At 65.4% G+C, this 25,095-nt stretch carries 20 protein-coding genes and 1 pseudogene; 12 read left to right on the forward strand and 9 right to left on the reverse strand.

All coding sequences use genetic code 11. From position 1 onward, the window contains the following. Positions 1-100: 100 nt before the first annotated feature. From NCR35_RS05785 to NCR35_RS05795, 3 genes are all read left to right on the forward strand, one after another. Entirely contained in the window at positions 101-991 is an 891-nt protein-coding gene (locus NCR35_RS05785; protein ID WP_250533574.1) for a LysR family transcriptional regulator, read from the forward strand. Positions 992-1,073: 82 nt separating this feature from the next. After that, on the forward strand, positions 1,074-1,472 hold the full coding sequence (locus NCR35_RS05790) for a cupin domain-containing protein (RefSeq protein ID WP_250533576.1): 399 nt from the start codon (positions 1,074-1,076) through the stop codon (positions 1,470-1,472). Between the two features lie 101 nt (positions 1,473-1,573). Continuing rightward, entirely contained in the window at positions 1,574-3,193 is a 1,620-nt protein-coding gene (locus NCR35_RS05795; RefSeq protein ID WP_284502890.1) for a histidine kinase famiy protein, read from the forward strand. A gap of 206 nt (positions 3,194-3,399) precedes the next feature. Here the strand turns inward: NCR35_RS05795 and NCR35_RS05800 are convergent, their stop codons facing one another. Beyond that, on the reverse strand, positions 3,400-3,579 hold the full coding sequence (locus NCR35_RS05800; protein WP_250533579.1) for a Cif family virulence factor: 180 nt from the start codon (positions 3,577-3,579) through the stop codon (positions 3,400-3,402). A gap of 190 nt (positions 3,580-3,769) precedes the next feature. Between NCR35_RS05800 and NCR35_RS05805 the strand changes: the two genes are divergently transcribed. Together NCR35_RS05805 and NCR35_RS05810 are read left to right on the forward strand one after the other, a co-directional pair. After that, positions 3,770-4,573, forward strand: a complete 804-nt coding sequence (locus NCR35_RS05805; RefSeq protein ID WP_250533612.1) for a bestrophin-like domain — start codon at positions 3,770-3,772, stop codon at positions 4,571-4,573. Beyond that, complete coding sequence (locus tag NCR35_RS05810; protein WP_250533580.1) at positions 4,573-5,316, forward strand: class I SAM-dependent methyltransferase; 744 nt, start codon at positions 4,573-4,575, stop codon at positions 5,314-5,316. Before NCR35_RS05805 ends, NCR35_RS05810 begins: the two co-directional genes overlap by 1 nt. Positions 5,317-5,346: 30 nt before the next feature. Here the strand turns inward: NCR35_RS05810 and NCR35_RS05815 are convergent, their stop codons facing one another. Next, on the reverse strand, positions 5,347-5,529 hold the full coding sequence (locus tag NCR35_RS05815; protein WP_244848250.1) for a rubredoxin: 183 nt from the start codon (positions 5,527-5,529) through the stop codon (positions 5,347-5,349). A 192-nt stretch (positions 5,530-5,721) separates the two neighbouring features. Between NCR35_RS05815 and NCR35_RS05820 the strand changes: the two genes are divergently transcribed. The 5 genes from NCR35_RS05820 to NCR35_RS05840 all read left to right on the forward strand — a co-directional run bounded on the left by NCR35_RS05820 (position 5,722) and on the right by NCR35_RS05840 (position 13,412). Further along, the gene (locus NCR35_RS05820; RefSeq protein WP_250533581.1) at positions 5,722-6,123 is read left to right on the forward strand and encodes a DUF4399 domain-containing protein; all 402 of its coding nucleotides are present in this window, start codon (positions 5,722-5,724) and stop codon (positions 6,121-6,123) included. 128 nt (positions 6,124-6,251) lie between these two features. Next, positions 6,252-8,186 (forward strand): ATP-binding cassette domain-containing protein, encoded by a 1,935-nt coding sequence (locus NCR35_RS05825; RefSeq protein ID WP_250533613.1) that lies wholly within the window; start codon positions 6,252-6,254, stop codon positions 8,184-8,186. Between the two features lie 276 nt (positions 8,187-8,462). Next, entirely contained in the window at positions 8,463-10,442 is a 1,980-nt protein-coding gene (locus tag NCR35_RS05830; RefSeq protein WP_250533582.1) for a DNA topoisomerase IV subunit B, read from the forward strand. A 33-nt stretch (positions 10,443-10,475) separates the two neighbouring features. Beyond that, complete coding sequence (parC, locus tag NCR35_RS05835) at positions 10,476-12,797, forward strand: DNA topoisomerase IV subunit A (RefSeq protein ID WP_250533583.1); 2,322 nt, start codon at positions 10,476-10,478, stop codon at positions 12,795-12,797. A gap of 156 nt (positions 12,798-12,953) precedes the next feature. After that, positions 12,954-13,412: a CopD family protein gene (locus tag NCR35_RS05840; RefSeq protein WP_250533584.1), complete on the forward strand. Its 459-nt coding sequence runs from the start codon at positions 12,954-12,956 to the stop codon at positions 13,410-13,412. A 22-nt stretch (positions 13,413-13,434) separates the two neighbouring features. Here NCR35_RS05840 and NCR35_RS05845 read toward each other — a convergent pair whose 3' ends face one another. The 6 genes and pseudogenes from NCR35_RS05845 to NCR35_RS05870 all read right to left on the reverse strand — a co-directional run. Further along, complete coding sequence (locus tag NCR35_RS05845) at positions 13,435-15,882, reverse strand: bifunctional diguanylate cyclase/phosphodiesterase (protein ID WP_250533585.1); 2,448 nt, start codon at positions 15,880-15,882, stop codon at positions 13,435-13,437. Between the two features lie 366 nt (positions 15,883-16,248). Further along, positions 16,249-17,139 (reverse strand): PhzF family phenazine biosynthesis protein, encoded by an 891-nt coding sequence (locus tag NCR35_RS05850; RefSeq protein WP_250533586.1) that lies wholly within the window; start codon positions 17,137-17,139, stop codon positions 16,249-16,251. Between the two features lie 79 nt (positions 17,140-17,218). Continuing rightward, entirely contained in the window at positions 17,219-17,680 is a 462-nt protein-coding gene (locus NCR35_RS05855) for a RidA family protein (RefSeq protein ID WP_248321711.1), read from the reverse strand. Positions 17,681-17,729: 49 nt separating this feature from the next. Further along, positions 17,730-18,926, reverse strand: a complete 1,197-nt coding sequence (locus NCR35_RS05860) for an aminotransferase-like domain-containing protein (protein WP_250533587.1) — start codon at positions 18,924-18,926, stop codon at positions 17,730-17,732. An 85-nt stretch (positions 18,927-19,011) separates the two neighbouring features. After that, positions 19,012-19,965 carry a DMT family transporter gene (locus NCR35_RS05865; RefSeq protein ID WP_250533588.1) on the reverse strand — a complete coding sequence of 318 codons (954 nt, stop codon included), beginning with the start codon at positions 19,963-19,965 and terminating at the stop codon, positions 19,012-19,014. Positions 19,966-20,164: 199 nt separating this feature from the next. Next, a pseudogene (locus NCR35_RS05870) lies at positions 20,165-20,827 on the reverse strand (VOC family protein); the annotation flags it as partial. A 176-nt stretch (positions 20,828-21,003) separates the two neighbouring features. On the opposite strand from NCR35_RS05870, the gene NCR35_RS05875 reads away from it, so the two are divergent. Next, positions 21,004-22,452, forward strand: coding sequence for an aminotransferase-like domain-containing protein (locus NCR35_RS05875; RefSeq protein ID WP_250533590.1), 1,449 nt, complete (start codon positions 21,004-21,006; stop codon positions 22,450-22,452). Here NCR35_RS05875 and NCR35_RS05880 read toward each other — a convergent pair. After that, complete coding sequence (locus tag NCR35_RS05880) at positions 22,449-22,997, reverse strand: Rhs element Vgr protein (protein ID WP_250533591.1); 549 nt, start codon at positions 22,995-22,997, stop codon at positions 22,449-22,451. The genes NCR35_RS05875 and NCR35_RS05880 overlap by 4 nt on opposite strands. A 178-nt stretch (positions 22,998-23,175) precedes the next feature. Here NCR35_RS05880 and htpG point away from each other — a divergent pair, with 178 nt between their 5' ends. Then, a complete protein-coding gene (gene htpG, locus NCR35_RS05885; protein WP_250533592.1) occupies positions 23,176-25,080 on the forward strand; it encodes a molecular chaperone HtpG in 1,905 nt (634 codons plus the stop codon). Positions 25,081-25,095 lie beyond the last annotated feature (15 nt).

Raw genomic sequence — 25,095 nt, forward strand, 5'->3', positions numbered from 1 at the left:
TGCACCTAAGGTAAGTGATCCACTGAATGTCCGGAAGATGTGATATAGAGACGAGGCGTCTCACCCATGGAACACCCCAGGAACGCTGACTAGGACCCGCATGGACCTTCTCGCTCTCGCTGACTTCAACCTCGTCGCGCGGTACGGCAGCTTCGGAGAAGCCGCTCGCGCGTCCGAGCGGCCCAAGGCGACCCTCTCGCGACGCGTCGCCGAACTCGAAAACGACCTTCGCATACGGCTCTTCGAACGCGGTGCGCGCGGGGTCACGCTCACACAGGAGGGCCGCGCGCTCTACGAGCGCACCGGCGCGCTCCTGGCCGAGCTCAATGAAAGCGCCGCCGCCATTGCATCCGGCAGCGATGAGCCGCGCGGCCGCTTGCGCATCAGCGCGCCCGCGCTCTTCTCGCAGATAGCCATGGGAAAGCTGGTCGCGTCGTTCGTCCTGAAGCACCCGCAGGTCCGCATCGAAGTGACGACGGAAGATCGCCCGGTCAACATGATCGAAGAAGGGTATGACCTCGTGATCCGCGTCAACCCTGAACCGAACGAGACGCTGGTCGGGCGCATCTTCCTGCGCGACCGGCTCGTCGTCGTCGCGCAGCCGGGACTGAAGCGACCGGCAGCCAAATCCAGCGTTCGCGCAGTCGTTCGGGTGGCGCCTGAAGGCACTGCGTACTGGGACGTTATCGGCGCGCGGGGAAAGGCGCGCATGTTCATCGAGCCGGTCGCGCAACTGTCGTCGCTCGTCATGGTGCGCGACACCGTTCGCCTCGGCGTGGGCGCCGCCTGTCTGCCGCTGTCGCTGGTGAGCCGCGATATCGCCGCCGGCAAACTCGCGCATTGGGGCGATGTCGAGGGGCCGGAGATCGCGTTGTGGGCGCTGTATCCTTCGAGGCGCTTGCTGAGCACGCGCGTTTCCGCATTTCTCGCGCACCTCAAGGCATCGTTTCCGTCGGGCACGGCGGATGAACTCGCGGCACTGATCGAATGACGGCGGTTCGGGCAGATCGTCCGCTTATGCGCTAGAGTCCGCGTCACGCTCGACCAAACGTCTTGTTCATGTGGAGATGCCCATGTCTGTTCTTCAGTTTGCCGAATCATTCGACCTCGAAGCCGCGTTCGGCGATGTCCGCGAATATTGGTCGCCGAAAGTCGTCGCGCAGGTCAACGATCAGTATGTGAAGGTCGCCAAGGTGCGCGGTCAACTCGCGTGGCACGACCACGCGAACGAAGACGAGTTGTTCTTCGTGGTGCGCGGCAATCTCACCATCGAATACGAAGGCGGCCGAGCCGTGCGTTTGCCCGCAGGCTCCATGCACGTCGTGCCGCGCGGCACGCTGCATAACCCGGTTGCCGACGAAGAATGCTGGATCGTGCTGATCGAGCCTGTTGAGACGAAGCACACGGGCGACGTGCAGTCGCCGCTGACGAGGACGATAGAAGAGCAGTTGAGCGGCGCGGCCAGAGCGTGATTCACGCCTACGCGAACGCGACAACGTTGCGCGCCGCAAGCTAGAATCCTCGTCGACACATCGCCGGGTTTCGGCGGTCCTCGCGCACCGCCAGACGGTGGATGCGGCCAGAACGAGGACAAAAATTGAACATCGAGCGCCCCACCGTAAGCAACGTACGCCCATCCTTCAGCGACCATTCGAACGATATCTTTTTCGCGGCTGTTTCGACGACACGCATGCCCATGCTCGTCACCGACCCGAATCAGCCCGACAACCCGATTGTCTTCGTGAACTCGGCGTTCCTTAACCTGACGGGCTTCAGCGTCGAGGAACTGATCGGGCAGAACTGCCGGCTCTTGCAAGGGCCCGAGACGAGCCAGGCCACCGTGTCCGAGATTCGCGATTCCGTCCTGCAAGGCCGCGAAATCAATATCGAGGTGCTGAACTATCGCAAGGACGGATCGACCTTCTGGAATGCACTGTTTATCTCGCCGGTCAGAAACGAGGCCGGCGATATCGTGTATTTCTTCGCGTCTCAGCTCGACATCAGCCGCCGCCGCGACGCGGAAGAGGCGCTGCGGCAATCGCAGAAGATGGAAGCACTCGGGCAATTGACAGGCGGCATCGCGCACGACTTCAATAACCTGTTGCAGGTGATGAGCGGCTATGTCGATGTGATGAAGCTCGGCATCGAAGAGCGGTTTGATCTCAGCCGGTTCGTGATGCCGGTGGAGCGGATGCGCGATGCCATCACGCGTGCGTCCACGCTCACGCAGCAACTGCTCGCGTTTGCGCGCAAGCAAGAACTGCGCGGCCGAATCATCAACCTCAACGCGCGGCTCGCCGACATTCGGGAACTCGCGGAGAACACGTTCGGCGACAGCGGGGCGCTCAACTTCGTTCCGGACCCGGCGCTGCGCAATTGTCAGCTCGACGCTTCGCAACTGGAAGTGGCGGTGCTCAACCTGCTTCTGAATGCGCGCGATGCCCTTAACGGTAAGGACAAGCCGCAAGTCACGGTGCGCACCGGCAATCTGTCGCTGACGGACCGAAGGCCCATCGGATTCGCGCAGCTCACGCCCGGCGAGTACGTATGGGTGTCGGTGAGCGACAATGGCACCGGCATTCCCGCCCATATTCTTGCGCATGTGATGGACCCGTTCTTCACGACGAAGGAAGAAGGCAAGGGAACGGGCCTGGGCTTGTCGATGGTCTACGGCTTCGCGAGACAATCAGGCGGCGCGGTCGATATCTACTCGGAGCCGGGCCACGGCACGACCGTGCGGCTGTACTTTCCGGCGGTGGCGGCGGAAACGTCCATCGAGCAGCGGCACCGACGTGTCGCCGAGTCCGCGCACAACGAGACGATCCTCGTGGTCGATGACCGGCCCGACGTGGCCGAAGTCGCCGCGATGATCCTCCAGCAAGGCGGGTACAAGACGCGCGTTGCACATGGGGCGCATGACGCTCTCGAGATACTCGGCGGGGACGCTCAGATCGAACTGCTCTTCACCGACCTCATCATGCCGGGAGGCATGAACGGCGTGATGCTCGCGCAGGAAGCGAAGCGCCGCAAGCCACTGCTGCGCGTCTTGCTGACGACGGGCTACGCCGACACGTCGATTGCGAGAAACGACATCGACGGCACCGAGTTTCCGGTGCTCCACAAGCCGTATCAGGCGATCGAACTGCGCGCGGCGATATCGCAGGCGCTGCACAATCCCGGCACCGACAGTTGACCGCGAAGCCTGCGCGACGAGCGCAGGCTTCGCGACGCGTCGCGGTGTAGTTCATCATCGTCGATGCCTGATAGCGAAGGTTCGGCATGCTTATCGTCTTCTTCGTAAGTGGCGACTCTCGACTCAGTCCAGTCCCAAGGGATTCGAGATTCTCAGCCGCCAGGCATCGTCCGGTCCTTTCTCCATGACCTGAATTCCACATGCGGCTACCCGTCGGGTAGCGTAACAGCCAGCGTCCAGTCCGCCAGAACCAGCGCGATGTTTCCGCTCGACACCACGCGGCGCACCGTATTGCGAATGCGCGGCTTCGCGGCCAGCAGTTGCGCCATCGCGCGGCGTAGTTCATCCGGGCGCGCGCTGATCTCGACGCCGTTCGTCAGACGCATCGTGGCATCGTTGTGCGCCGATTCGTGGATTACCTCGCAGAGGCGTTCGGCGATGCACCGCCGTTGTTCGGCGAAACGCGGCGATGACAAGCCGCGAATCGTCAGCCTCAGCCGCCGCCCGCATTGGACCGCGAGCCATTTCCACCGGATAATGCGAGCACACCCATTCTCGCTCGCGGCTCATGCGCTCATGACGGAAATCGAATCCGCGCTGCTGGTGTTCTTTCTGCTGCTTGCGAGCACCGGCATCGGCGCGATCATTCGGCCGCTGTTGCCGGAGGAGCACAAGGCGCAGGAAACGGTGCAGCTCGTGCAACTCGTCGTCGGCATGCTGGTGACGTTCGCGGCGCTCGTGCTGGGGCTGCTGACGGCATCGGCGAAAACCGTGTTCGATACCACCGATAACGACGTGCGCGCCTACGCCGCCGCGATCATCGAACTCGACCGGGCGATGCGCGACTACGGCGCGGACCTCGACGAAACGCGCGCCGTGCTGCGCAGCTACACGGCGGCCGCGATTGCGAGCACCTGGCCGGCCGAGCCGCATCCGCCCGGCGACTACTATCCTCAAGTGGAACGGTCGCCGCACGCGAGCGGCAAACTCGAAAGCCGCACGCTGGGCGAACTGCTCGATCGCGGCCAGCGTCGGGTCCGGTCGCTTCAGCCCGCCGACGCCTATCACCGCAAGCTCGCCGACAATACCGCCACGCGCTTCGAGCAACTCATCGCGCTGCGCTGGAAGCTGATCGAGGAAGCGCACGGCACCATTTCGTATCCGTTCGACCGCATTCTCGTCGGCTGGCTGCTCATCATCTTTTTGTGCTTCGGGCTGATCGCCCCGCGCAACGCGCTGTCTCTCGTGACGATCATGCTGGGCGCGCTTTCCATCGCGTCGGCCGTGCTCGTCATTCTCGATCTCGATACGCCGTTCACCGGCCCGATCATGGTCCACAGCCAGCCGATGCGCGAAGCGCTCGCCTACCAAAGCCGCTGATGCCGACGAATCTCTATGCCGATCCGCGCCTCGTCGCGCTGTACGACGCGCTCAATCCCGCCGCTGCCGACACGGCGTTCTACGTGGCGCTCGCCGAGTCGGCGGCGCATGTGATCGACCTCGGATGCGGCACAGGGCTCCTCGCCTGCGAGCTGGCCGGGCGCGGCTATCGCGTGACGGGCATCGATCCGTCGCCGCAGATGCTCAAGATCGCGCGCGGCCGTCCGTCCGGCGACCGCGTGACATGGATCGAAGGCGATGCGTCCGCGTTGCCGTTCGTCGGCGCGGCCGACCTGCTCGTGATGACCGGTCACGTCGCGCAAGTCTTTCTCGACGATGCATCGTTCTTCGCGACGCTTGCCGCCGCGCGGCGCGCGTTGCGTCCCGGCGGGCGCATCGCGTTCGAGAGCCGCAATCCGGCGGCGCGGGCGTGGGAGGATTGGACGGCGGAACGGTCGCTTAGACGCATAGAGAGCGCGGACGGACGTGCCGTCGACGTGTGGCAAGAGCGGCACGCGAAGCCCGATCCGCTCTCGACCGGGCGCGTCGCGTTCACGACTTACGCGCGCTTCGATGGCGAGACCGAGACCCTGCGTGCCGAAAGCGAACTGCGCTTTCGCAGCCGCGACGAACTCGCGCAACTGCTCACCCGCGCGGGCTTCGCTCACATCGACTGGTATGGGGACTGGAACCGCGCGCCGGTGGACGATACGAGCCGCGAGTTGATCGCGGTGGCGCGCTGAAAGAGCGCCGCGAGTGCGGCGCGTGTTGCTTCAGAACTCGACGACGACGAAATCTTCCTTGCCGACGTCGCATTCCGGGCAGCGCCAGCTCGCGGGAATATCGGCGAAACGCGTGCCCGGCGCGATGCCTTGACTCGGCAGGCCGTCCTGCTCGTTATAGACCCAGCCGCAAATCAGGCATACCCAGCTTTTGTATTCGATGACTTCGCTCACGACAGACTCTTGATTCAAGTGGAATAGGGCCGTGCAAGCCCGAGAGAAGGCTCGCGAAACGGCGAGCCGGCATCTTACCCGAAGCGCCGTCGCAAAAAACGCGCGTCCGATGCGGTCGGCCAAAAGGCAGGTGTATGCTGGGGCGCCGTTGATTTCCAGAGCGACGCTCGCTCCATCAAAAAGGAGAAGACCATGCTGAACAAGACCGTATTAGCCGGCGCCATCGTCGTTGCGGCGGCCTTCGCGGGCCACGCGCACGCGCAGTCGCGCGTGTACTTCATCGAGCCAAAAGACGGCGCCACCGTCACGAGCCCGGTCCATGTGAAGTTCGGCGTCGAGGGCATGACGCTCGCGCCGGCCGGCACGATGACCGAAGGCACGGGGCATCATCATCTGCTGATCGACAGCGGCCCGCTGCCCAAGGGAACCGTGATCCCGGCGAGCGACACGTCGCTGCACTACGGCAAGGCGCAGACCGAAGCAGACGTCAAGCTGCCGCCCGGCGACCACACGCTGACGATGCAGCTCGGCGACGGCGCGCATCGCTCGTACGGGCCTGAGATGGCGCAGACGATCAAGGTCCACGTGAAGTAGGCGCGGCGGCAGACGGGCGCGCCACGGCCCGCGCGCCCTTGTCCGTTCGGCCGATGCGACCTTCGGCGCGAGGGAACATCGGTACAATGACCGCTTCCTCCGTATCGCCTTCGTTCGCATTCATCCCCATGTCGCTTTATTCCATCACGGACGCACAACTCGCGTTCGGCCACGTCGCGTTGCTGGATCACGCCGACTTCTCGCTCGAAGCGGGCGAACGTGTCGGGCTGATCGGCCGCAACGGCGCGGGCAAGTCGTCGCTGCTCAAGATCGTCGCGGGGCTCGCCGCGCCCGACGACGGCCTCGTCACGCGCCAGAGCGAACTCACGACCGTCTATGTGCCGCAGGAGCCCGAGTTCGATCTCGACGCATCCGTGTTCGATGTCGTCGCCTCCGGCCTCGTCGATGCACGCACGCTGCTCGACGAATACGATGCCGTCGCGCACCGGCTCGCCGACACGCCCGAAGGCGCGGAGCACGACGCGTTGCTCGCGCGCATGAACACGCTGCAATCGGCGCTCGATACGCGCGATGCCTGGAACTGGCGCACGCGCGTCGCCACCACGCTCGCGCAGATCGGACTCGACGGCGAGGCCCGCGCGGGCGCGCTGTCCGGCGGCATGAGAAAGCGCGTCGCGCTGGCGCGGGCGCTCGTCGTGCAGCCGGACGTGTTGCTGCTGGACGAGCCGACCAACCATCTGGACTTCGAAGGCATTCGCTGGCTCGAAGAACTGCTCGTCACGCTGCGCACGGGCCTGCTTTTCATCACGCACGACCGCGCGTTCCTGGATCGCGTGGCCACGCGCATCGTCGAACTGGATCGCGGGCGCTTGCTGTCGTATCCGGGCAACTTCAGCGCGTATCAGATTCGCAAGGCGCAGCAGCTCGAAGTCGAGCAAGTGGAGCAGGCCAAGTTCGACAAGCTGCTCGCGCAGGAAGAAGTGTGGATTCGCAAGGGCGTGGAGGCGCGCCGCACGCGCAGCGTCGGGCGCATTGCGCGGCTCGTCGAAATGCGCAAGGAACGCGCCGAACGGCGCAACGTGCAGGGCAACGTGAAGCTCGACGTCGGGCAGGGCGAGAAGTCCGGCAAGATCGTCGCGGAACTGACGGACGTGACGAAGCGTTATGGCGCGCGCACCATCGTCGACGGCTTCACGGCCACGGTCATGCGCGGCGACAAGATCGGTCTCGTCGGGCCGAACGGCGCGGGCAAGACCACGCTGCTCAAGCTGATTCTCGGCGAGTTGCAGCCGGACGCGGGCCGCGTGCGCACCGGCACCAACATTCAGACCGCGTATTTCGATCAGATGCGCGCGCAGCTCGACCTCGACAAATCGCTCGCGGACACCATCAGTCCCGGCAGCGAATGGGTCGAAGTCAACGGCGTGAAGAAGCACGTGATGAGCTATCTCGGCGACTTCCTGTTCGCGCCCGAGCGGGCGCGTTCGCCGGTGCGGTCGCTCTCGGGCGGCGAGCGCAATCGCCTGTTGCTGGCGCGCCTCTTCGCGCGTCCGGCGAACGTGCTCGTGCTCGACGAGCCGACCAACGACCTCGATATTCCCACGCTCGAACTGCTCGAAGAACTGCTCGCGGACTACGACGGCACCGTGCTGCTCGTCAGTCACGACCGCGCGTTTCTCGACAACGTGGTGACATCCGTGTTCGCGGCGGAAGGCGGCGGCAAGTGGCGCGAGTATGTCGGCGGCTTCTCGGACTGGCAGGTTCAGCGCGAACGTTCGGACCGCATCGCCGAGGAAGCCGCGCGGCAAAGCGCGAAGGAAGCGCCCAAGGAAGACGCGCCGAAGGAAAGCGCGGCGGGCCGCAACGCGCAGCGCACGGTCAAGCTCTCGTTCAAGGAACAGCGCGAACTGGAAGCGCTGCCCGCGCGCATCGCGGAACTGGAAGACGAGCAGAAACGCATCGGCGCGCAGCTCGAAGACGGCTCCATCTTCGCCACGGATGCGAAAGAAGGCGCGCGCCTCTCCGAGCGTCACGCGGCCATCGAAGAGGAATTGCTCGTCGCGCTGGAGCGCTGGGAAGAGCTCGAAGCGAAGCGCGGATAGGCTCGGTTTGACGCCGTCGAGGTGGGCGCGGCGGGCGAAAACCGCTATTCTCCTAGCGCGGCCGGACGGGCGGACGGGGCGAAGGCCCTCGCGACGCTCATCCGGTGAGGCAATCTTGAGCATTCGATAAAGCATTTGCCGGCATCGCGGCGTCGTGCGGTGACCATTCCCGCGCGGGGTCGCAAGCCGGATCAACGTTCAACTATGTCCACGAAAAAATCCAGTGTGGCCCAAGCAGCCACCCCACAGCGCGCCGAGGGCGCCAGGCCGCGCGCGATGAGCGCGAAGGCGGCGGGCTACAGCGAAGCATCGATCAAGGTCTTGAAGGGCCTCGAACCGGTGAAGCAGCGGCCCGGCATGTACACGCGCACCGAGAATCCGCTGCATATCGTGCAGGAAGTCATCGACAACGCGTCGGACGAAGCGCTCGGCGGCTACGGCAAGCAGATCACCGTGACGGTCCACGCGGACAACTCCGTCTCGGTGGAAGACGACGGCCGCGGCATTCCGTTCGGCCTGCATCCGGAAGAAGGCGTGCCGGTGGTCGAGATCGTGTTCACGCGGCTGCATGCGGGCGGCAAGTTCGACAAGGCCGCGGGCGGCGCGTACACCTTCTCGGGCGGCCTGCACGGCGTCGGCGTCTCGGTGACGAACGCGCTCGCCACGCGCCTCGAAGTCACGGTCTGGCGCGACAACAAGGTCGCGCATCTGGCATTCGCCAATGGCGACGTCATCGAGCCGCTCACGACGCGCTCGCCAGAGCGCGGCGAGAAGAAGAGCGGCACGCGCGTGCGCGCCTGGCCGAACGCGAAGTATTTCGATTCGCCCAATCTCCCGCTCGGCGAGTTGCAGCGCCTGTTGCGCTCGAAGGCCGTGCTGCTGCCGGGCGTCGAGGTGGTGCTCGTCATCGAGAAGACCGGCGAACGTCAGACGTGGAAGTACGAAGACGGTCTGCGCGGCTATCTGCTCGAAGGCATGGGCGGCAGCGAACTGCTGATTCCGCTGTTCGAAGGCGAGCGTTACGCGGACAACTCGCGCACGACCGAAGAGACTTTCGCGGAAGGCGAGGGCGCGTCGTGGGTGGTCGCGTGGAGCGAGGAAGGGCCGCTCTTGCGCGAATCGTACGTGAACCTGATTCCGACGCCCGCGGGCGGCACGCACGAATCCGGCTTGCGCGACGGGCTCTTTCAGGCGGTCAAGAACTTCGTCGAGATCCACAACCTTCAGCCGAAGGGCGTAAAGCTGCTCGCCGAAGACGTGTTCGCGCGCGTCTCGTTCGTGCTGTCGGCGAAGGTGCTCGACCCGCAATTCCAGGGGCAAATCAAGGAGCGCCTCAATAGCCGCGATGCCGTGAAGCTCGTGTCGTCGTTCTCGCGGCCGGCGCTGGAGTTGTGGCTCAATCAGCATGTCGAATACGGCAAGAAGCTCGCCGAACTCGTCATTCGCCAGGCGCAGGCGCGCACGCGCGCCGGTCAGAAGGTCGAGAAGCGCAAGAGCTCGGGCGTGGCCGTGCTGCCGGGCAAGCTCACGGACTGCGAATCGACCGATATCACGCGCAACGAGCTTTTCCTCGTCGAGGGCGATTCGGCGGGCGGCTCGGCGAAAATGGGCCGCGACAAGGAGTTTCAGGCCATTCTGCCGTTGCGCGGCAAGGTGCTTAACACGTGGGAAACCGAACGCGACCGGCTCTTCGCCAACAACGAAGTGCATGACATCGCGGTGGCCATCGGCGTCGATCCGCACGGTCCTGACGATCAGATCGATCTCTCTAATCTGCGCTACGGCAAGATCTGCATTCTGTCGGACGCGGACGTGGACGGCGCGCACATTCAGGTGCTGCTGCTCACGCTCTTCTTCAAGCACTTCCCGCAACTCATCGAACGCGGTCATGTGTGCGTCGCGCGTCCGCCGCTTTTTCGCGTCGATGCCCCCGCGCGCGGCAAGAAGCCCGCGCAGAAACTGTACGCGCTCGACGAAGGCGAGCTCGAAGCGATTCTCGACAAGCTGCGCAAGGACGGCGTGCGCGAAACGCAATGGAGCATCAGCCGCTTCAAGGGCCTCGGCGAAATGAGCGCCGAACAGCTCTGGGACACGACGATGAACCCCGACACGCGGCGTCTCTTGCCGGTCCGCCTGGGCGACCTCGGCTTCGATCTCACCGTCTCGCGCATGACCATGCTGATGGGCAAGGGCGAAGCGGCGTCGCGCCGGAGCTGGCTCGAAGAGAAGGGCAACGAAGTGGAAGCGGACATCTGATGCCGGCTCCGGAAAACGCATAACGGATATTCGATGGGAATCACTGACGATCTTTTCGCCGAACAGCAAGCGGCGCCCGACGGAGAACACCTGACGCTCGGCGATTACGCCGAACGCGCGTATCTCGACTACGCGGTGAGCGTGGTCAAGGGCCGCGCGCTGCCCGACGTATCGGACGGGCAAAAGCCCGTGCAGCGCCGCATTCTCTACGCGATGAACGAGATGGGCCTCGCGAGCACCGCGAAGCCCGTGAAGTCGGCGCGCGTCGTGGGCGACGTGCTCGGCAAGTATCACCCGCACGGCGATCAGTCCGCGTACGACGCGCTCGTGCGTCTCGCGCAGGACTTCTCGATGCGCTATCCGCTCATCGACGGTCAGGGCAACTTCGGCTCGCGCGACGGCGATGGCGCCGCGGCCATGCGCTACACCGAAGCGCGCCTCACGCCGATCGCGCGCCTGCTGCTCGATGAGATCGATCACGGCACGGTCGACTTCATGCCGAACTACGACGGCTCGTTCGAGGAGCCGAAGCTCTTGCCCGCGCGCCTGCCGTTCCTGCTGCTCAACGGCGCATCGGGCATCGCGGTCGGTCTCGCGACGGAAGTGCCGTCGCACAATCTGCGCGAAGTCGCGCAAGCCGCCGTCGCGATGATTCGCGATCCGAAGCTCGATCACGCAGGCGTGATGGAAAAGCTCAACGGCCCGGACTTCCCCGGCGGCGGGCAGATCATCTCGTCGCAAGCCGAAATCTCGGCGGCCTACGAAACCGGGCGCGGCAGTCTGAAGGTGCGCGCGCGCTGGAAGATCGAAGACCTCGCGCGCGGTCAGTGGCAACTCGTCATCAACGAACTGCCGCCGAACACGTCGGGCCAGAAGGTGCTCGAAGAAATCGAGGAGCTGACCAACCCGAAAATCAAGCTCGGCAAGAAGACGCTGACGCCGGATCAGTTGCAGACCAAGCAAACGCTTCTGGCGCTGCTCGACACCGTGCGCGACGAGTCCGGCAAGGACGCGCCCGTGCGCCTCGTGTTCGAGCCGAAGTCGAGCCGCATCGACCAGACGGAGTTCGTCAACACGCTGCTCGCGCATACGAGCCTCGAATCGAACGCCGCGATCAACCTCGTGATGATCGGCGCGGATGGCCGGCCGAGGCAGAAGGGCATCGTCGAAATCCTGCACGAGTGGGTCGGCTTCCGGTTCGTCACGGTCACGCGCCGGACGCAGCATCGCTTGGGCAAGGTGAACGACCGCATCCATATTCTCGAAGGGCGGATGATCGTCTTCCTGAATATCGACGAAGTCATTCGCATCATCCGCGAGGCGGAGGAGCCGAAGCAGGCGCTGATCGCGCGCTTCAACCTCTCCGACCGTCAGGCCGAGGACATTCTCGAAATCCGTTTGCGGCAACTCGCGCGGCTCGAAGCGATCAAGATCGAGCAGGAACTCTCCGACTTGCGCGACGAGAAGAAGAAGCTCGAAGAACTGCTGAACAGCGACGCCGCGATGAAGCGCCTGCTCATCAAGGAAATCGAAGCGGACGCCAAGCAGTATGGCGACGACCGCCGTACGCTGATCCAGCAGGAAAAGCGCGCGACGTTCGAAGTGCGCGTCGTCGATGAGCCGGTGACGGTCGTCGTCTCGCAGAAGGGCTGGGTGCGCGCGCTGAAGGGCCACGGGCTCGATCCGGCCGGCTTCACGTTCAAGGCCGGCGATTCGCTGTACGCCGTGTTCCAGGCACGCACGCCGGACACGCTCATCGCGTGGGGCAGCAACGGCCGCGTGTACTCCGTGCCGGTGGCCGCGCTGCCGGGCGGTCGCGGCGACGGCGTGCCGGTCACGTCGCTGATCGAACTCGAATCGGGCACGCATCTGCTGCATTACTTCGCGGCGTCGGCGGAGCAGCCGTTGTTGCTGGCGTCGAGCAACGGCTTCGGCTTTATCGCGAAGCTCGGCGACATGGTGAGCCGCAACAAGGCGGGCAAGTCGTTCATGACCATCGACGAAGGCGCGTTGCCGCTCGCGCCGATGCCGGTGCTGCCGGGCGCGCTGTATGTCGCGTGCCTGTCGAATGCGGGCCGACTGCTCGTCTTCGGCATGGACGAGATGAAGACGCTCTCGGGCGGCGGCCGCGGTGTCACGCTGATGACGCTCGATCCCAACGAAACGCTGCGTCAGGCGCTCGCCATCGACGCGCGTGGCGTCGTGCTGATCGGCGCGGGGCGCGGCGGCAAGATCCGCGACGAGAAGCTCTCGGGCGCGCAACTCCAACAGCATCTCGGCAAGCGGGCGAGAAAGGGCCGCACGCCGGATACGTCGCTGAAGGTGAGCGAAATGCGGCCGGTGTTCGAGGGCTGACCTTGCGCTAAAGCGCGAACAAGTGGAAACAGGCGCCTCGCTGCGAACCTCGCAGCGAGGCGTTTTCTTTTGGCTTCGCGCCCCACGTTTCGGAACTGACGCGCCGCGCTTGAGTCGAACGGCCAAACTTCACTTACCTTCTGCCCTCGACACCTCATGACTCATGCCATCGAAGCCGCGCTCTTTCTTCACTTGCTCGGCGTGGCCGTATGGATAGGCGGCATGGTCTTCGCGCACTTCTGCCTGCGGCCCGCGCTCGGCGACCTCGCGCCGCAACTGCGCCTGCCGCTCTGGGAAGCCGTATTCGCGCGCTTCTTCAACTGGGTCGCGGGCGCGGTGCTCGTGATCCTGATCACGGGCGGCTTTCTGCTTACCCAATACGGCGGCGCGCACGCCGCATGGCCGCTTCACGCGATGGCAGGCTTAGGCATCGTGATGATGCTGATCTTCGGGCATATCCGTTTTGCCGTGTTTCCGCGCATCCGCCGCGCGGTGCAAGCGCAGAACTGGCCCGATGGCGCGCGGGCGGTCGGCACCGTGCGAAGGCTCGTCGTCGTCAATCTCGTGTTGGGGGTCGTGACGATCGGGACCGCCGTGCTGTCGCGCGGCATCTGATCCCATCAACCGGATCAACCGATCAACTGCCGCGCTCGTCGCTCAACGCGGTGTTCGACGGCTCCTGGCCGAGCGTGCCGAGCCCGAGCGCGCCGCTTGCGAGCGCCCAGCCGCATACGCCGAAGCGGTCCAGAAGCGCCTGCACGCCGTCGGCGGGAACGGGCCGCGAGAACAGGAAGCCTTGCGCTTCCACCGGACCGAGCGCCGCGAGCCAGGTGATCTGTTCCTCGCGCTCGGTGCCTTCGACCACCACGGTCAGCCCGAGCGAGCGGGCCAGATTGATGATCGCGGACACCATCACGCAGACGCTGCGGTCTTCGGGAATGGCCTGGATGAACGAGCGGTCCACCTTGAGCGTATCGACCGAAAAGCGGTTCAGATACGACAGCGACGAATAGCCGGTGCCGAAGTCGTCGAGCGCGATGCGCACGCCCAGACGTTTGAGCGCAACGATTTTCTCCTGCACCAGTTCCGGGTACTCGACCATCACGGTCTCGGTGATTTCGAGTTCGAGCTTGGCCGGCGGAATGCCGGACGCCTCGATCGCGCGGGCGACGGTTTCGAGCAAGTCGCCGCGCCAGAATTGCACCGCCGAGATGTTGACGGCGAGCGACAGGCCCGTGTAGCCCGCCCGCTGCCACTGCGCGAGTTGCGCGCAGGCGGTGTGAATCACGAAATCGCCGACCGCGACGATCAGCCCCGTGGATTCCGCCACCGGAATGAACTCGTTCGCCGGAATGAGCCCGTGCTGCGGATGGTTCCAGCGCACGAGCGCCTCGAATCCCGTGATGCAGCGGCGCGCCAGATCGATCTTCGGCTGATAGACGAGGAACAACTGGCGCTCGGCGAGCGCCACGCGTAGCTGCTGCTCCCACTTCATCAAATGGTCCGCGCGATGCGAGAGCTGCGGCGAGTAGAACTGATAGCAGTTCTTGCCCGCGTCCTTCGCGCTGTACATCGCGAGGTCGGCTTTCTTCAGCAGGTCGATCTCGCTTTCGTTCGACACCGAGTACAGCGCAATGCCGATGCTCGCGTGCAGCACGAACGCGCTGCCCCTCACGTCGAAGGGCGTCGCGAACATGGTCACGATGTCGTTGGCGAGACCGACCGCGCGCTTTTCGACGTCGTCGCCCTTGACGATCACGACGAACTCGTCGCCGCCGATGCGCGCGAGCGTCCCGCCGTGGCCCACCGTTTCCGCGAGCCGCGACGCGGTCATTTGCAGCACGATATCGCCCGCGTTGTGGCCGAGCGTGTCGTTGACCGTCTTGAAGTTGTCGAGATCGATGAAGAGCAGCGAGAGCCGCCCGATGTTGTCCGTCTGCGCGACGTCGGCCCGCAACGCGCGCAGCGTCGAATAACGGTTGCGCAGCCCGGTGAGCAAGTCGTATTCGACGAGATGCGTCATCTCGCGCTCGCGTCCGAGCAGCTTGCCGATCAATCCTGTCGCGACGGCGAAGAAGCCGAGCATCGCGAAAGAGATGAAGCTCGCCATCAGCAGATAGACGTTGCGCGTGTGGTTGTAGTCCGCGAACTCCTCGCGCTCCGAGAGGCCGACGAGCACGCCGAGCGGATAGCCGTCGATATGCCGGTAGGAGACGAGGCGCTTGACGTGGTCGATCGGATCGACGTAGATGCCCGAGGCGTGCTCGGAAGTCGGATAGACGCCGCTCGCGCTGAACGCGGCGTGCGCGGACCCTGACGCACTGCCCGCGTTGCCCGCGTTGCGCCCGCCGCCAGCGGACGCCCCGTCGCGAGCCGGACTCTCCGCCAGCGTGCCGCTCGTGCTGCGCGCAAGCACCGAGCCGTTGTCCGACACCACGGCGATCACGCCTTCGCGCCCGATCGACGCGACGTTATAGAAGTCGCTCGTGAAGTAGGTCGGGTCTTCGGAAACGACGACCACGCCCGCGAACGAGCCGTCCGGATGATTGAGGCGTCGCGTGATCTGCAGCGTCCACAGGTTCGAGACGCGCCCGCGCACCGGACGGCTGATGTAGAGCAGATCGTCGTTCGCGTGCAGGTGAACCTTGAAGTGCTCGCGGTCGGACAGGTCGATCGGCTTCGGATGCGGGTCCGACGTATTCGCGATCAGAATGCCGTCCTCGTCGATCAGCGAAACCTGCACGAGCGTGTCGCTCTGCACGACGCCTTTTTCGACGGTCGCGATCAGGTTGAAGTGGTCGGGCGCTTTCTCGTACTCGTATTTGACGAAGCGCGTGATCTGATCGACCTGATGAATCGCCTTGATGGTGTGCTGTTCGAGCGCAGAAGAAAGAATCGCGGCGGAGGCCATCGATTCGTGCGTGGTGGCTTCGCGTTCCACCGAAAGCCGCGCGAAGATCACCGCCCACAGCAGCACCAGCAGCAAGCTGCCGAGCACCGGGATCGCCAGCAGCGCGCGGCGCCGCCGCGGCGACGGGGCGTTGACGCGCGAATCGCTCGCCGCGTGGGAGCGCGTGCGCTTCATGGAGTGCCCGGCGCGGCCATGCCGCGAAGCGCGCGCCCTGCGAACAAGCGCGCGTGGTGAAAGTGGCGATGCATGTCTCGAGACGTTCGGCCAAAGCCGTTCAATATACCGCTTGACGAGCTTCGGCCGCCTGAATGCGACCGTTTAACCGTTTGCGTGACGACGGAGCGGGCGTCGGCGCCTGCGTCGCGTTTGCCTTTGCGTTTGCCTTTGCGGCCTCGCCGCACGACGCCGCACGGCGCGGGACGGGGTTCCGCGCCTTTCTTCCGGCCCCCGAATGTTCAGATAGTACTGAAGCCGCAGCGATTAAGAAAGCAAAAGCATGGCCGCTCGGGGTTTACGGCTAGCCGCGCGCAGGCCATTGTTTCACAAGCGGATTGTCCCTTCGATGACCGTCACCGAGTCGCCGCCGATCCACACCTGCGGGCCGTCCGCGCGGTCGTCGTAGATGACGGTCACGCGGCCGTCACGATCGAGCGCCGTGCCCTGGCGCACCGTATACGCGTCGCCGGGGCGCCTGCCTTGGCGCGTCAGCAACATGGCGAGCCCGGCGTTGGCGCTGCCCGTCACCGGATCTTCGACGTTCTCCGCGCCGAGTAAGAGCGCGCGCAACTCGAACGTCGCCGGCACGCCGTTCTCATGCGGGCCATAGACCACGAGCCCGTGCGTGCCGGCTTCCGCGACGAGCGCCGTCAGCGCCTGCCGTGCCTCGCCGCGAAGCGACATCGCGAGGCATTGCGCAGCGTCGCGCAGACGCACGATGAGCCACGGCGCGCCGTTGTCGACGGCGCACGGCGGCGCGCTGAAGTCGATCTCGACGGGCGCGAGCGCGGCGGCGAGTCGTTCGCGCTGCGCGTCATTCAGCTCGACCATGCGCGCGGGCGGCGCGGCGAACGCCCAGCATCCGTCATCGCGCTCGCGCAGCGTCACGAGCCCGACGCCGCATTCCTGCACGAGCGTCCCCGGTTCTTTCGGCACGTAGCCGCTCGAACGCAGCGCGTGCGCGGTGCCGAGCGTCGGATGGCCGGCGAACGGCAGCTCGGTCGCCGTCGTGAAGATGCGCACGCGATAGTCGGCGCGCGGATCCGTCGGCCGCAGGAGGAACGCGGTTTCCGAAAGATTGGTCCAGCGCGCGATGGCCTGCATGCGCTCGGTGGAAAGATCGTCGGCGTCGAAGACCACCGCGAGCGGGTTGCCTTTGAACGCGACGGACGTGAAGACATCGACCTGACTGAAGCGCACGGTGCGGGCGGACATGGTTTGAAAGTGGAAGGGTGATAAAAAAACCCGGCGCTTGCGCGGCCGGGTTTGCGGGACTGCTCAAGAACGGCCGCGATCAGCCGACTTCGGCGATCAGCTCGATCTCGACGCACGCGCCGAGCGGAATCTGCGCGACGCCGAAGGCCGAGCGCGCGTGCTTGCCGGCATCGCCGAACACGTCCGCGATGAGTTCCGACGCGCCGTTCGTCACGATGTGCTGCTCGGTGAAATCGAAGGTCGAGTTCACGAGGCTCATCACCTTGACGATGCGCTTCACGCGGGAAAGATCGCCCGTGTGTGCATGCAGCGTCGCGATCAGGTCGATGGCGACATTGCGCGCGGCGGCCTTGCCTTCTTCGGTCGTGAGCGTGTCGCCGAGCTTGCCGACGTAGGGCTTGCCGTCCTTCTTAGCGATATGGCCCGACAGATACACGGTGTTGCCGCTTTGCGCGCTCATCACGTAAGCGGCGGCCGGCGCGCCCGCGCTGGGCAGGTCGATGCCGAGTTCCTTCAGCTTGTCGTACACGTTGGATGCCATCGTTGCTCCTGTTCAAGAGTGAAGGGCGCTTGGGCGCCCGTGAATCCCGTCAGATGCTCGCGCGAATCAGCGCGCCCAGCTTCGCGACGCCTTCGTCGATCGTCGCGGGCGGGACCGTGACGAACGAGAGGCGCATCGTATTGTGTTCGGCCTGATTCGCGAAGAACGGACCGCCCGGCACAAACGCCACGTTCTGCGCGATGGACTGCTCCAGCAGCTTCATCGAATCGATGTGCTTGGGCAGTTTCACCCACACGAACATGCCGCCTTCCGGCCGGTTCCATTCGACTCCCGCCGGCATGTGGCGTTCCAGCGCGGCGAGCATCGCGGCGCACTGGTCGCGATAGAGCGCGCGGATGGTCGGCACGTGCGTATCGAGAAAGCCGTCCTTGACGACTTCGTACACGATGCGCTGCGTGAGGCTCGGCGTGTGAAGGTCGGTGGCCTGCTTCGACTGCACGAGCTTGAAGTGCAGTTCCTCGGGCGCGATGATGTAGCCCACGCGCAGGCCCGGCGCGAGCACCTTCGAGAACGAGCCGAGATGCACGATGTGATCGGGCGCCATGGAGAGCAGCGTCGGCAGCGGCGCGCCGGCGTAGTCGAGCGCGCCGTACGGATCGTCTTCGATCACGGGGAACGCGGCGTTCTGCGCGAAGGCGGCGAGCGCGCGGCGGCGTGCGAGCGGCAGGCGGCGGCCGGTCGGGTTCTGGAAGTTCGGCTGCGCGTACAAGAGACGCGCATTCGCGACGAGCGCGGCATCGAGACCTTCGGGAATCAGGCCCGATTCGTCGGTCGGCACCTGAACGTAGTTCGGCTCGAACAGCGAGAACGACTGCAGCGCGCCGAGATACGTCGGCGTTTCGACCAGCACGCGGCTGCCCGGATCGATCAGCACCTTGCCGAGCAGGTCGAGCGCCTGCTGCGAGCCGGTCGTGATGAGCACCTGCGTCGGGCGGATGGTCACGCCGTCCACCGAATAGCGCGCGGCCACCCATTCGCGCAGCGGCATGAAGCCTTCGGTCGCGCTGTACTGCAACGCCGCCGACGGCTGATCGCGCAGGATGCGCTCCGACCCTTCGCGCATTTCTTCGACCGGGAACGTGGCCGGCGAGGGCAGTCCGCCCGCGAAGGAAATGACTTCGGGCCGCTCCGTCACCTTCAGAATTTCGCGAATCGCCGAACTGGTGAGCTTGCGGGCGCGTTCGGAGAGTTGCCACGGCGTGGCGCGGAGGTCGGCTTGATTCATGAAGTGTCTCGGTTGTCTCGGGTTTCGGTTATTGCGTTCGCGTGGGCAAGGAAGACGCGCAAACTGCGATTATCGCCCGCGTGGGTTATTTTGCGTGGCCGGGATGCGCGGCCACGGCCGTCGCGCTCGTACTGACGCTGCTCACCGCAGCCGGCGCGGCGCGCACCGCGGTCTTGCGGCCGATCACCACGGTGACGATCACCGCGGCCGCATACAGCCACGTCGATGCGCTCACGTGCTCGCCGAAGAAGAGCGCGGAGAACGCCATCGTGAAGAAGATCTGCAGCAGTTGCACCTGTCCGACGCGCGCGATGCCGCCCATCGCGAGCCCGGCGTACCACGCGAAGAAGCCGATGAACTGGGAAAAGAGCGTGACATAGCCGAAGGCGAGCCACGTACGCAACGCGAGCGGCCCCGGGTGCGCGGCGTGATGCGCCCACGCGAGCCAGCCCACCGGCAGCAGCAGGAACGGCGCGGACAGCACGAGCGCCCAGCAAATGACCTGCCAGCCGCCCATCTGACGCGCGAGACGCGCGCCTTCCGCATAACCGAGCGCGCCGATGCCGACCGCGACGAGCATCAGCAGGTCGCCCGCCTGCAAGCCGCCGCCGCCCGCCTGCAGCGCGAACGCGACGACGATGGCGCTGCCGGCCACCGCGCTTGCCCAGAACGCCTTCGACGGCCGTTCGTGCGACAGCCACGCCGCGTAGATCGCGACGCACAGCGGCTGCAAGCCGTTGACCACCGCGCCGTGCGACGCGGGCACGGTTTTCATCGCCCAGGCGGAGAACACCGGGAACGCGATGATGACGCCGAGCGATACGACCGCGAGGCTCTTGATCTGCGGCCAGGTCGGGCGCTTCTCGCGCCGCCACGCGAGCAGGAGCGCCGCCGGAATCGCCGCGACGAGCGCGCGCCCGAGGCCGTTGAGGAGCGGATGCACTTCCTGCACCACGATGCGCGTCATCGGCAGCGTCAGGCTGAAGATGACGACGCCGATCAGGCCGAGCAGCATGCCTTCGGTTTCGCGGGTTCTCATCGGGGGGCGTCTCCTTTCTTATGCGTCAGTCGGGTGTATCGAGTGTTTCGGGTGAAAGCGGGAGTTCGGGCTGCGGCGCGTCTTCGTCTGCCTTGTGGGCCTTCGCGCGGCGGCGTTTGTTCGACGCCTGCTGCGCTTCGTCCTGCGCGCGCCGCGCCGCATCCGACGATTCGGCGGTTTCGCCGAGCGTCACGACGGAGCCGTCCGGCAACTCGAATTCCGCGACGAGCGCGGGCGCGCCCGCCGTCGCTTCCACGCGCATCAGATGCGCCGCGCCGAGCCACGCAAGCTGCTCGGCGACCGCCTCCGCGTTCGGGTGATAGCCCGTCAGCGAGCGCAGCAGGATGCCGGTCTCCGGCAGCGCGCCGCTCGGGTGGCGCGGCGTGTCCCACTGAATCAGCGAGGGCAGCACGCCGTCGCCGGCGCCTTGCCACGCGGGGAACGCGCCGTCGTCCGGGACGGTGAGGCCCCACGTGTTGCCGCCGCGCGACATCGCGACGACCGGCGCGATGCGTTGCGGATACTGCTCGCGCCAGCGCGTGAGCGACTTCGGACGCTCGACGCGCGCGACCCAGTGCACGAGTTGCGGACCGTCGGCCACGCGCGCCTGCATGGCGGGGTCGTCGAGCGCGAAAAGGCGTGCGCGCGGCGCCTCGCGCGGCGGCGCGGCCGGATCGACGGCGATCACTTCGAGATACGCGCCGCCCCACAGATTCAGCAGCCGGTTGTGCGTGCGCATCTGCGCGTGCGCGCCGCCCGGCGCCGTCTCCACGCCGAACTTCGCGGCGACGAACCGCGCGCCTTCTTCGAGCGTACGCGCGGCGATCACGAGGTGGTCGAGTTTCAGCGGATGAGAGGTCATGGCTTGGCGTGAGGCGGTAATCGGGGGCCGATAGCATAACCGCTGATTCTGGCCCGCCGGGCGTCCGTACCGGTCGCCGGAAAGGAAAATGTAGCGGCAATTACCAGAACAGTAACGGTACAATCGGCCTGATCCCATTCGGTACAGTTTTCACTGATTTGTCCGCCGAGGTCCGCATGTCCGTTCCGCTCGACCAGATTCCCGCGCCGCACGACGCAGAGCAGCTCACGCTCGTCGACCAGCTCGTGCAGTGGGGCCGACGCCGCATCGACGAGCGCGTGTTCCGGCCCGGCATGCGCATGCCGTCCATCCGCAAGCTCGCGATCGACAAGGGCGTGTCGCGTTTCACCGTCGTCGAAGCGTACGAGCGGCTCGTCGCGCACGGCTATCTCGATTCGCGGCGCGGCTCGGGCTTCTACGTGCGCGATCGCGTCACGCCGTCTGCGCCGGGCGCGCTTGCCGTGTCGCAACGCGAGCCGGTGCAGAGCACCATCGACGTCGTCTGGCTCTTGCGCAACATGCTGCACACGGCAAGTCCCGAGAAGGGGCCGGGCCTGGGCTATCTGCCTTCGCGCTGGCTCGACGGCGAACTCATCACCAACGCGCTGCGCTCCATGAGCCGTCTCGCCGGCGCGCAAATGCTCGGCCTCGGCACGCCGCAAGGCTTTCTGCCGCTGCGCCAACAGTTGCAGACGCGCCTCGCGGAACTGGAGATCGGCGCATCCGAGCAGCAGATCGTGCTGACATCGGGCATCACGCAGGCCATCGACCTGATCGCGCGCATCTACGTGAAGCCGGGCGATGCGGTGATCGTCGGCGATCCCGCGTGGTTCCAGATGTTCGGCCGCTTCGCGTCGCAGGGCGCGCGGCTCGTCGGCATGCCGTACACGCCCGAGGGTCCTGATCTGAACGCGCTGGAGACGCTCGTCGCGACGTGGCGGCCGAAGATGCTCATCGTGAACTCGGTGCTGCACAATCCGACCGGCACGTCGCTGACGGCCGCGCAGGCGTTTAGCATTCTTCAGCTCGCGCAGGAGTACGACTTCATCGTCGTCGAGGACGATGTCTACGGCGACCTTTGCCCGACGGGCTTCGCCGCCACGCGCCTCGCTTCGCTCGATCAACTGAAGCGCGTGATCTTTCTCGGCAGCTTCTCGAAGACGCTCGCCGCGAATCTGCGCGTGGGCTACGTGGCGGCGTCGGTGGACGTGGCCAACGCGCTCGCCGATCAAAAGATGCTCGTCGGCATGACGAGTCCGGAGCTGAACGAACGCGTCGTCTACAAGATTCTGACCGAGGGCCACTACCGGCGCCACGTCGAGCGGCTGCGCACGCGGCTCGATACCGTGCGCGACAAAACCGCGCGCATGCTCGAAAGCACCGGCCTGCGGCTCTTCACGACGCCCGAGGCCGGCATGTTTCTGTGGGCGGACGCGGGCGTCGATTCCGACGGTCTCGCGGCGGCGGGTCACGAAGCCGGCTTTCTGATGACGCCCGGCAGCCTCTTTTCGCCGCAGCAGTCGCCGACCACATGGATGCGCTTCAACGTCGCCAATTGCGGCGATCCGGCGCTGCCCGCGCTGATCGCGGGCCATCTGGAGAAGGTCGCGCGGCGCGGAATCTAGCGGGCGCGGCCGCCCGGCAAATGGCGTCGTGAAAACGGCGCGTCGATAAAATCCGCGAGCACCGTTTCGTAACGCGCGAGGGCATCGGGCGCGTGCCGGTAACGGTGTTCGTAGAGCGCGCCGGGCGCGTCGCAGAACTTCAGCGCGAAGTAGTCCGCGAGCAGATTGCCTTGCGCTTCCATGTTGTAGTCGGACAGGCGCTTCTCCGCTCCGAGCGCATACCCGTAGCCGAGCCCGATGCGAATCGCGCCGCGCAGGCGCACCCAATAGCCGAGCTGGAACTGCCAGACGTGCGTCATCTCGTGGATGAACCACATCTGATCGCCGATGCCGCACGCCGAGAAGTCGTCGCGATGGCACGCACGCGGGAAATAGAGGCTGCCGTTCGGGGCCATTGCGGTATGCGGCGGCTGCAAGCCGAAGGGCAGATACGCCCGCGCATGCACGCGGACCGTCGAATAGTCGATCGCATCGCGAAAGACGAGACGCGCCAACGCGATCTCGCCGGGCGTGAGCGGGCGGGAGCGGCGGGCGGGCTTGAGCATGTCGTTCGGCGAGGTGGAAAGTGGCGCAGGCGCATCTTATCGAACGCGTCGCTCAACGCTCTTGAAATGGCGCAGGCCGCCCTCATATCGGACGAATTCGCCGGGCGGCGCGCCGAAAGCCGGCCGCATTGCCCGGCGGCACGACAGCATCTGACGACATCAACCAGAGGACCCGACCATGGCGCAAGAAACCATGAGCTTTCAGGCGGAAGTGAAGCAGCTTCTGCACCTGATGATCCATTCGCTGTACAGCAACAAGGAAATTTTCCTGCGCGAGCTGATCTCGAACGCATCGGACGCGGCGGACAAGCTGCGCTTTGAAGCCATCGAAAACAGCGCGCTGTACGAGAACGATCCCGACCTGCGCATCCGCATTTCGTTCGATAAAGCCGCGCGCACCGTCACCATCGACGACAACGGCATCGGCATGAGCCGCGACGAAGCCATTTCGCATCTGGGCACCATCGCGCGTTCCGGCACCAAGGAATTCTTCTCGAAGCTCTCAGGCGACCAGCAGAAGGACGCCGCGCTCATCGGCCAGTTCGGCGTGGGCTTCTATTCGGGCTTCATCGTCGCGGACAAGATCACGGTGGAAACGCGCCGCGCCGGCCTGCCGGCGAGCCAAGGCGTGCGCTGGACGAGCGCGGGCGAGGGCGATTTCGAAGTCGAGGACATCGAGCGCGCGCAGCGCGGCACCACCATCACGCTGCATTTGCGTGCCGACGAGGACGATCTGCTGTCGTCGCATCGGCTGAAGTCGATCATCCAGAAATACTCGGATCACGTCGCGCTGCCCATTCTGATGAAGAAGGAAGAATGGGACGCCGAGAAGAGCGAGATGGTCGTGAAGGACGAGGACGAGACCGTCAATCAGGCGAGCGCGCTCTGGACGCGCCCGAAGAGCGAGATCACCGACGAGCAGTACAAGCAGTTCTATCAGCACATTTCGCACGACCACGACGATCCGCTCGCGTGGACGCACAACCGCGTGGAAGGCCGGAGCGAATACACGCAACTGCTGTACGTGCCGAAGCACGCGCCGTTCGATCTGTGGAACCGCGAGCATCGCGGCGGCCTGAAGCTCTACGTGAAGCGCGTGTTCATCATGGACGACGCCGAGCAACTGCTGCCCGCGTATCTGCGCTTCGTGAAGGGCGTGGTCGATTCGGCGGATCTGCCGCTCAACGTGTCGCGCGAAATCCTGCAGGAAAGCCGCGACGTGAAGGCGATCCGCGAAGGCGTGACCAAGCGCGTGCTGTCGATGCTCGAAGAACTGGCGACGTCCTCGGCCGAAGCGACCGAAGACGCCGACAAGGAAAAGTACGCGACGTTCTGGCGCGAGTTCGGCCAGGTGCTGAAGGAAGGCATCGGCGAGGACTTCAGCAATCGCGAGCGCATCGCGAAGCTCGTGCGCTTTGCATCGACGCATAACGACAGCGACGTGCAGAACGTGTCGCTCGCCGATTACGTCGCGCGCATGAAGCCCGAGCAGACGAAGATCTACTACGTGACCGCCGACAACTGGCAGGCCGCGAAGAACAGCCCGCATCTCGAAGTGTTCCGCAAGAAGGGCGTCGAAGTGTTGCTGCTGACGGATCGCGTCGATGAATGGATGCTGTCGTTCCTGAACGAATTCGACGGCAAGCCGCTGGCAAGCGTGGCGCGCGGCGACCTCGATCTCGGCGCGCTCAACGACGAAGAAAAGCAGCAGCAGGAAAAGGTCGGCGAGGAAATGAAGCCGCTCGTCGAGAAGATGAAAGAGGCGCTTCAAGGCAAGGCGAAGGACGTGCGTCTCACGTTCCGCCTGACTGATTCGCCGAGCTGCCTCGTCGCGGACGAAGGCGACATGAGCGGCTATCTCCAGCGCATGCTGAAGGCGGCGGGACAGAAGGCGCCGCAAGCGGAGCCGATTCTCGAAGTGAATCCGGACCATCCGCTCGTGAAGGCGCTGAACGCCGAGAACGCGAATTTCGCGGACTGGTGCCATCTGCTCTTCGATCAGGCGCTTCTGGCCGAAGGCGGCACGCTGGAAGATCCGGCGAGCTTCGTGAAGCGGACGAACGCGTTGTTGCTCGCGCATTAAGCCGTATTGAGACGC

The sequence above is a fragment of the Caballeronia sp. AZ10_KS36 genome (genome assembly GCF_023631105.1).
In the GTDB taxonomy this organism is placed as follows: Bacteria; Pseudomonadota; Gammaproteobacteria; order Burkholderiales; family Burkholderiaceae; genus Caballeronia.

Coding starts and splice junctions, on each gene's coding strand:
- NCR35_RS05830 (WP_250533582.1), top strand. CDS start 8,463: ATGAGCGCGAAGGCGGCGGGCTACAGCGAAGCATCGATCAAGGTCTTG.
- parC (WP_250533583.1), top strand. CDS start 10,476: ATGGGAATCACTGACGATCTTTTCGCCGAACAGCAAGCGGCGCCCGAC.
- NCR35_RS05810 (WP_250533580.1), top strand. CDS start 4,573: ATGCCGACGAATCTCTATGCCGATCCGCGCCTCGTCGCGCTGTACGAC.
- NCR35_RS05790 (WP_250533576.1), top strand. CDS start 1,074: ATGTCTGTTCTTCAGTTTGCCGAATCATTCGACCTCGAAGCCGCGTTC.
- NCR35_RS05805 (WP_250533612.1), top strand. CDS start 3,770: ATGACGGAAATCGAATCCGCGCTGCTGGTGTTCTTTCTGCTGCTTGCG.
- NCR35_RS05840 (WP_250533584.1), top strand. CDS start 12,954: ATGACTCATGCCATCGAAGCCGCGCTCTTTCTTCACTTGCTCGGCGTG.
- NCR35_RS05865 (WP_250533588.1), bottom strand. CDS start 19,965: ATGAGAACCCGCGAAACCGAAGGCATGCTGCTCGGCCTGATCGGCGTC.
- NCR35_RS05845 (WP_250533585.1), bottom strand. CDS start 15,882: ATGAAGCGCACGCGCTCCCACGCGGCGAGCGATTCGCGCGTCAACGCC.
- NCR35_RS05860 (WP_250533587.1), bottom strand. CDS start 18,926: ATGAATCAAGCCGACCTCCGCGCCACGCCGTGGCAACTCTCCGAACGC.
- htpG (WP_250533592.1), top strand. CDS start 23,176: ATGGCGCAAGAAACCATGAGCTTTCAGGCGGAAGTGAAGCAGCTTCTG.
- NCR35_RS05880 (WP_250533591.1), bottom strand. CDS start 22,997: ATGCTCAAGCCCGCCCGCCGCTCCCGCCCGCTCACGCCCGGCGAGATC.
- NCR35_RS05825 (WP_250533613.1), top strand. CDS start 6,252: ATGTCGCTTTATTCCATCACGGACGCACAACTCGCGTTCGGCCACGTC.
- NCR35_RS05855 (WP_248321711.1), bottom strand. CDS start 17,680: ATGGCATCCAACGTGTACGACAAGCTGAAGGAACTCGGCATCGACCTG.
- NCR35_RS05795 (WP_284502890.1), top strand. CDS start 1,574: ATGCGGCCAGAACGAGGACAAAAATTGAACATCGAGCGCCCCACCGTA.
- NCR35_RS05785 (WP_250533574.1), top strand. CDS start 101: ATGGACCTTCTCGCTCTCGCTGACTTCAACCTCGTCGCGCGGTACGGC.
- NCR35_RS05800 (WP_250533579.1), bottom strand. CDS start 3,579: ATGCGTCTGACGAACGGCGTCGAGATCAGCGCGCGCCCGGATGAACTA.
- NCR35_RS05820 (WP_250533581.1), top strand. CDS start 5,722: ATGCTGAACAAGACCGTATTAGCCGGCGCCATCGTCGTTGCGGCGGCC.
- NCR35_RS05850 (WP_250533586.1), bottom strand. CDS start 17,139: ATGTCCGCCCGCACCGTGCGCTTCAGTCAGGTCGATGTCTTCACGTCC.
- NCR35_RS05875 (WP_250533590.1), top strand. CDS start 21,004: ATGTCCGTTCCGCTCGACCAGATTCCCGCGCCGCACGACGCAGAGCAG.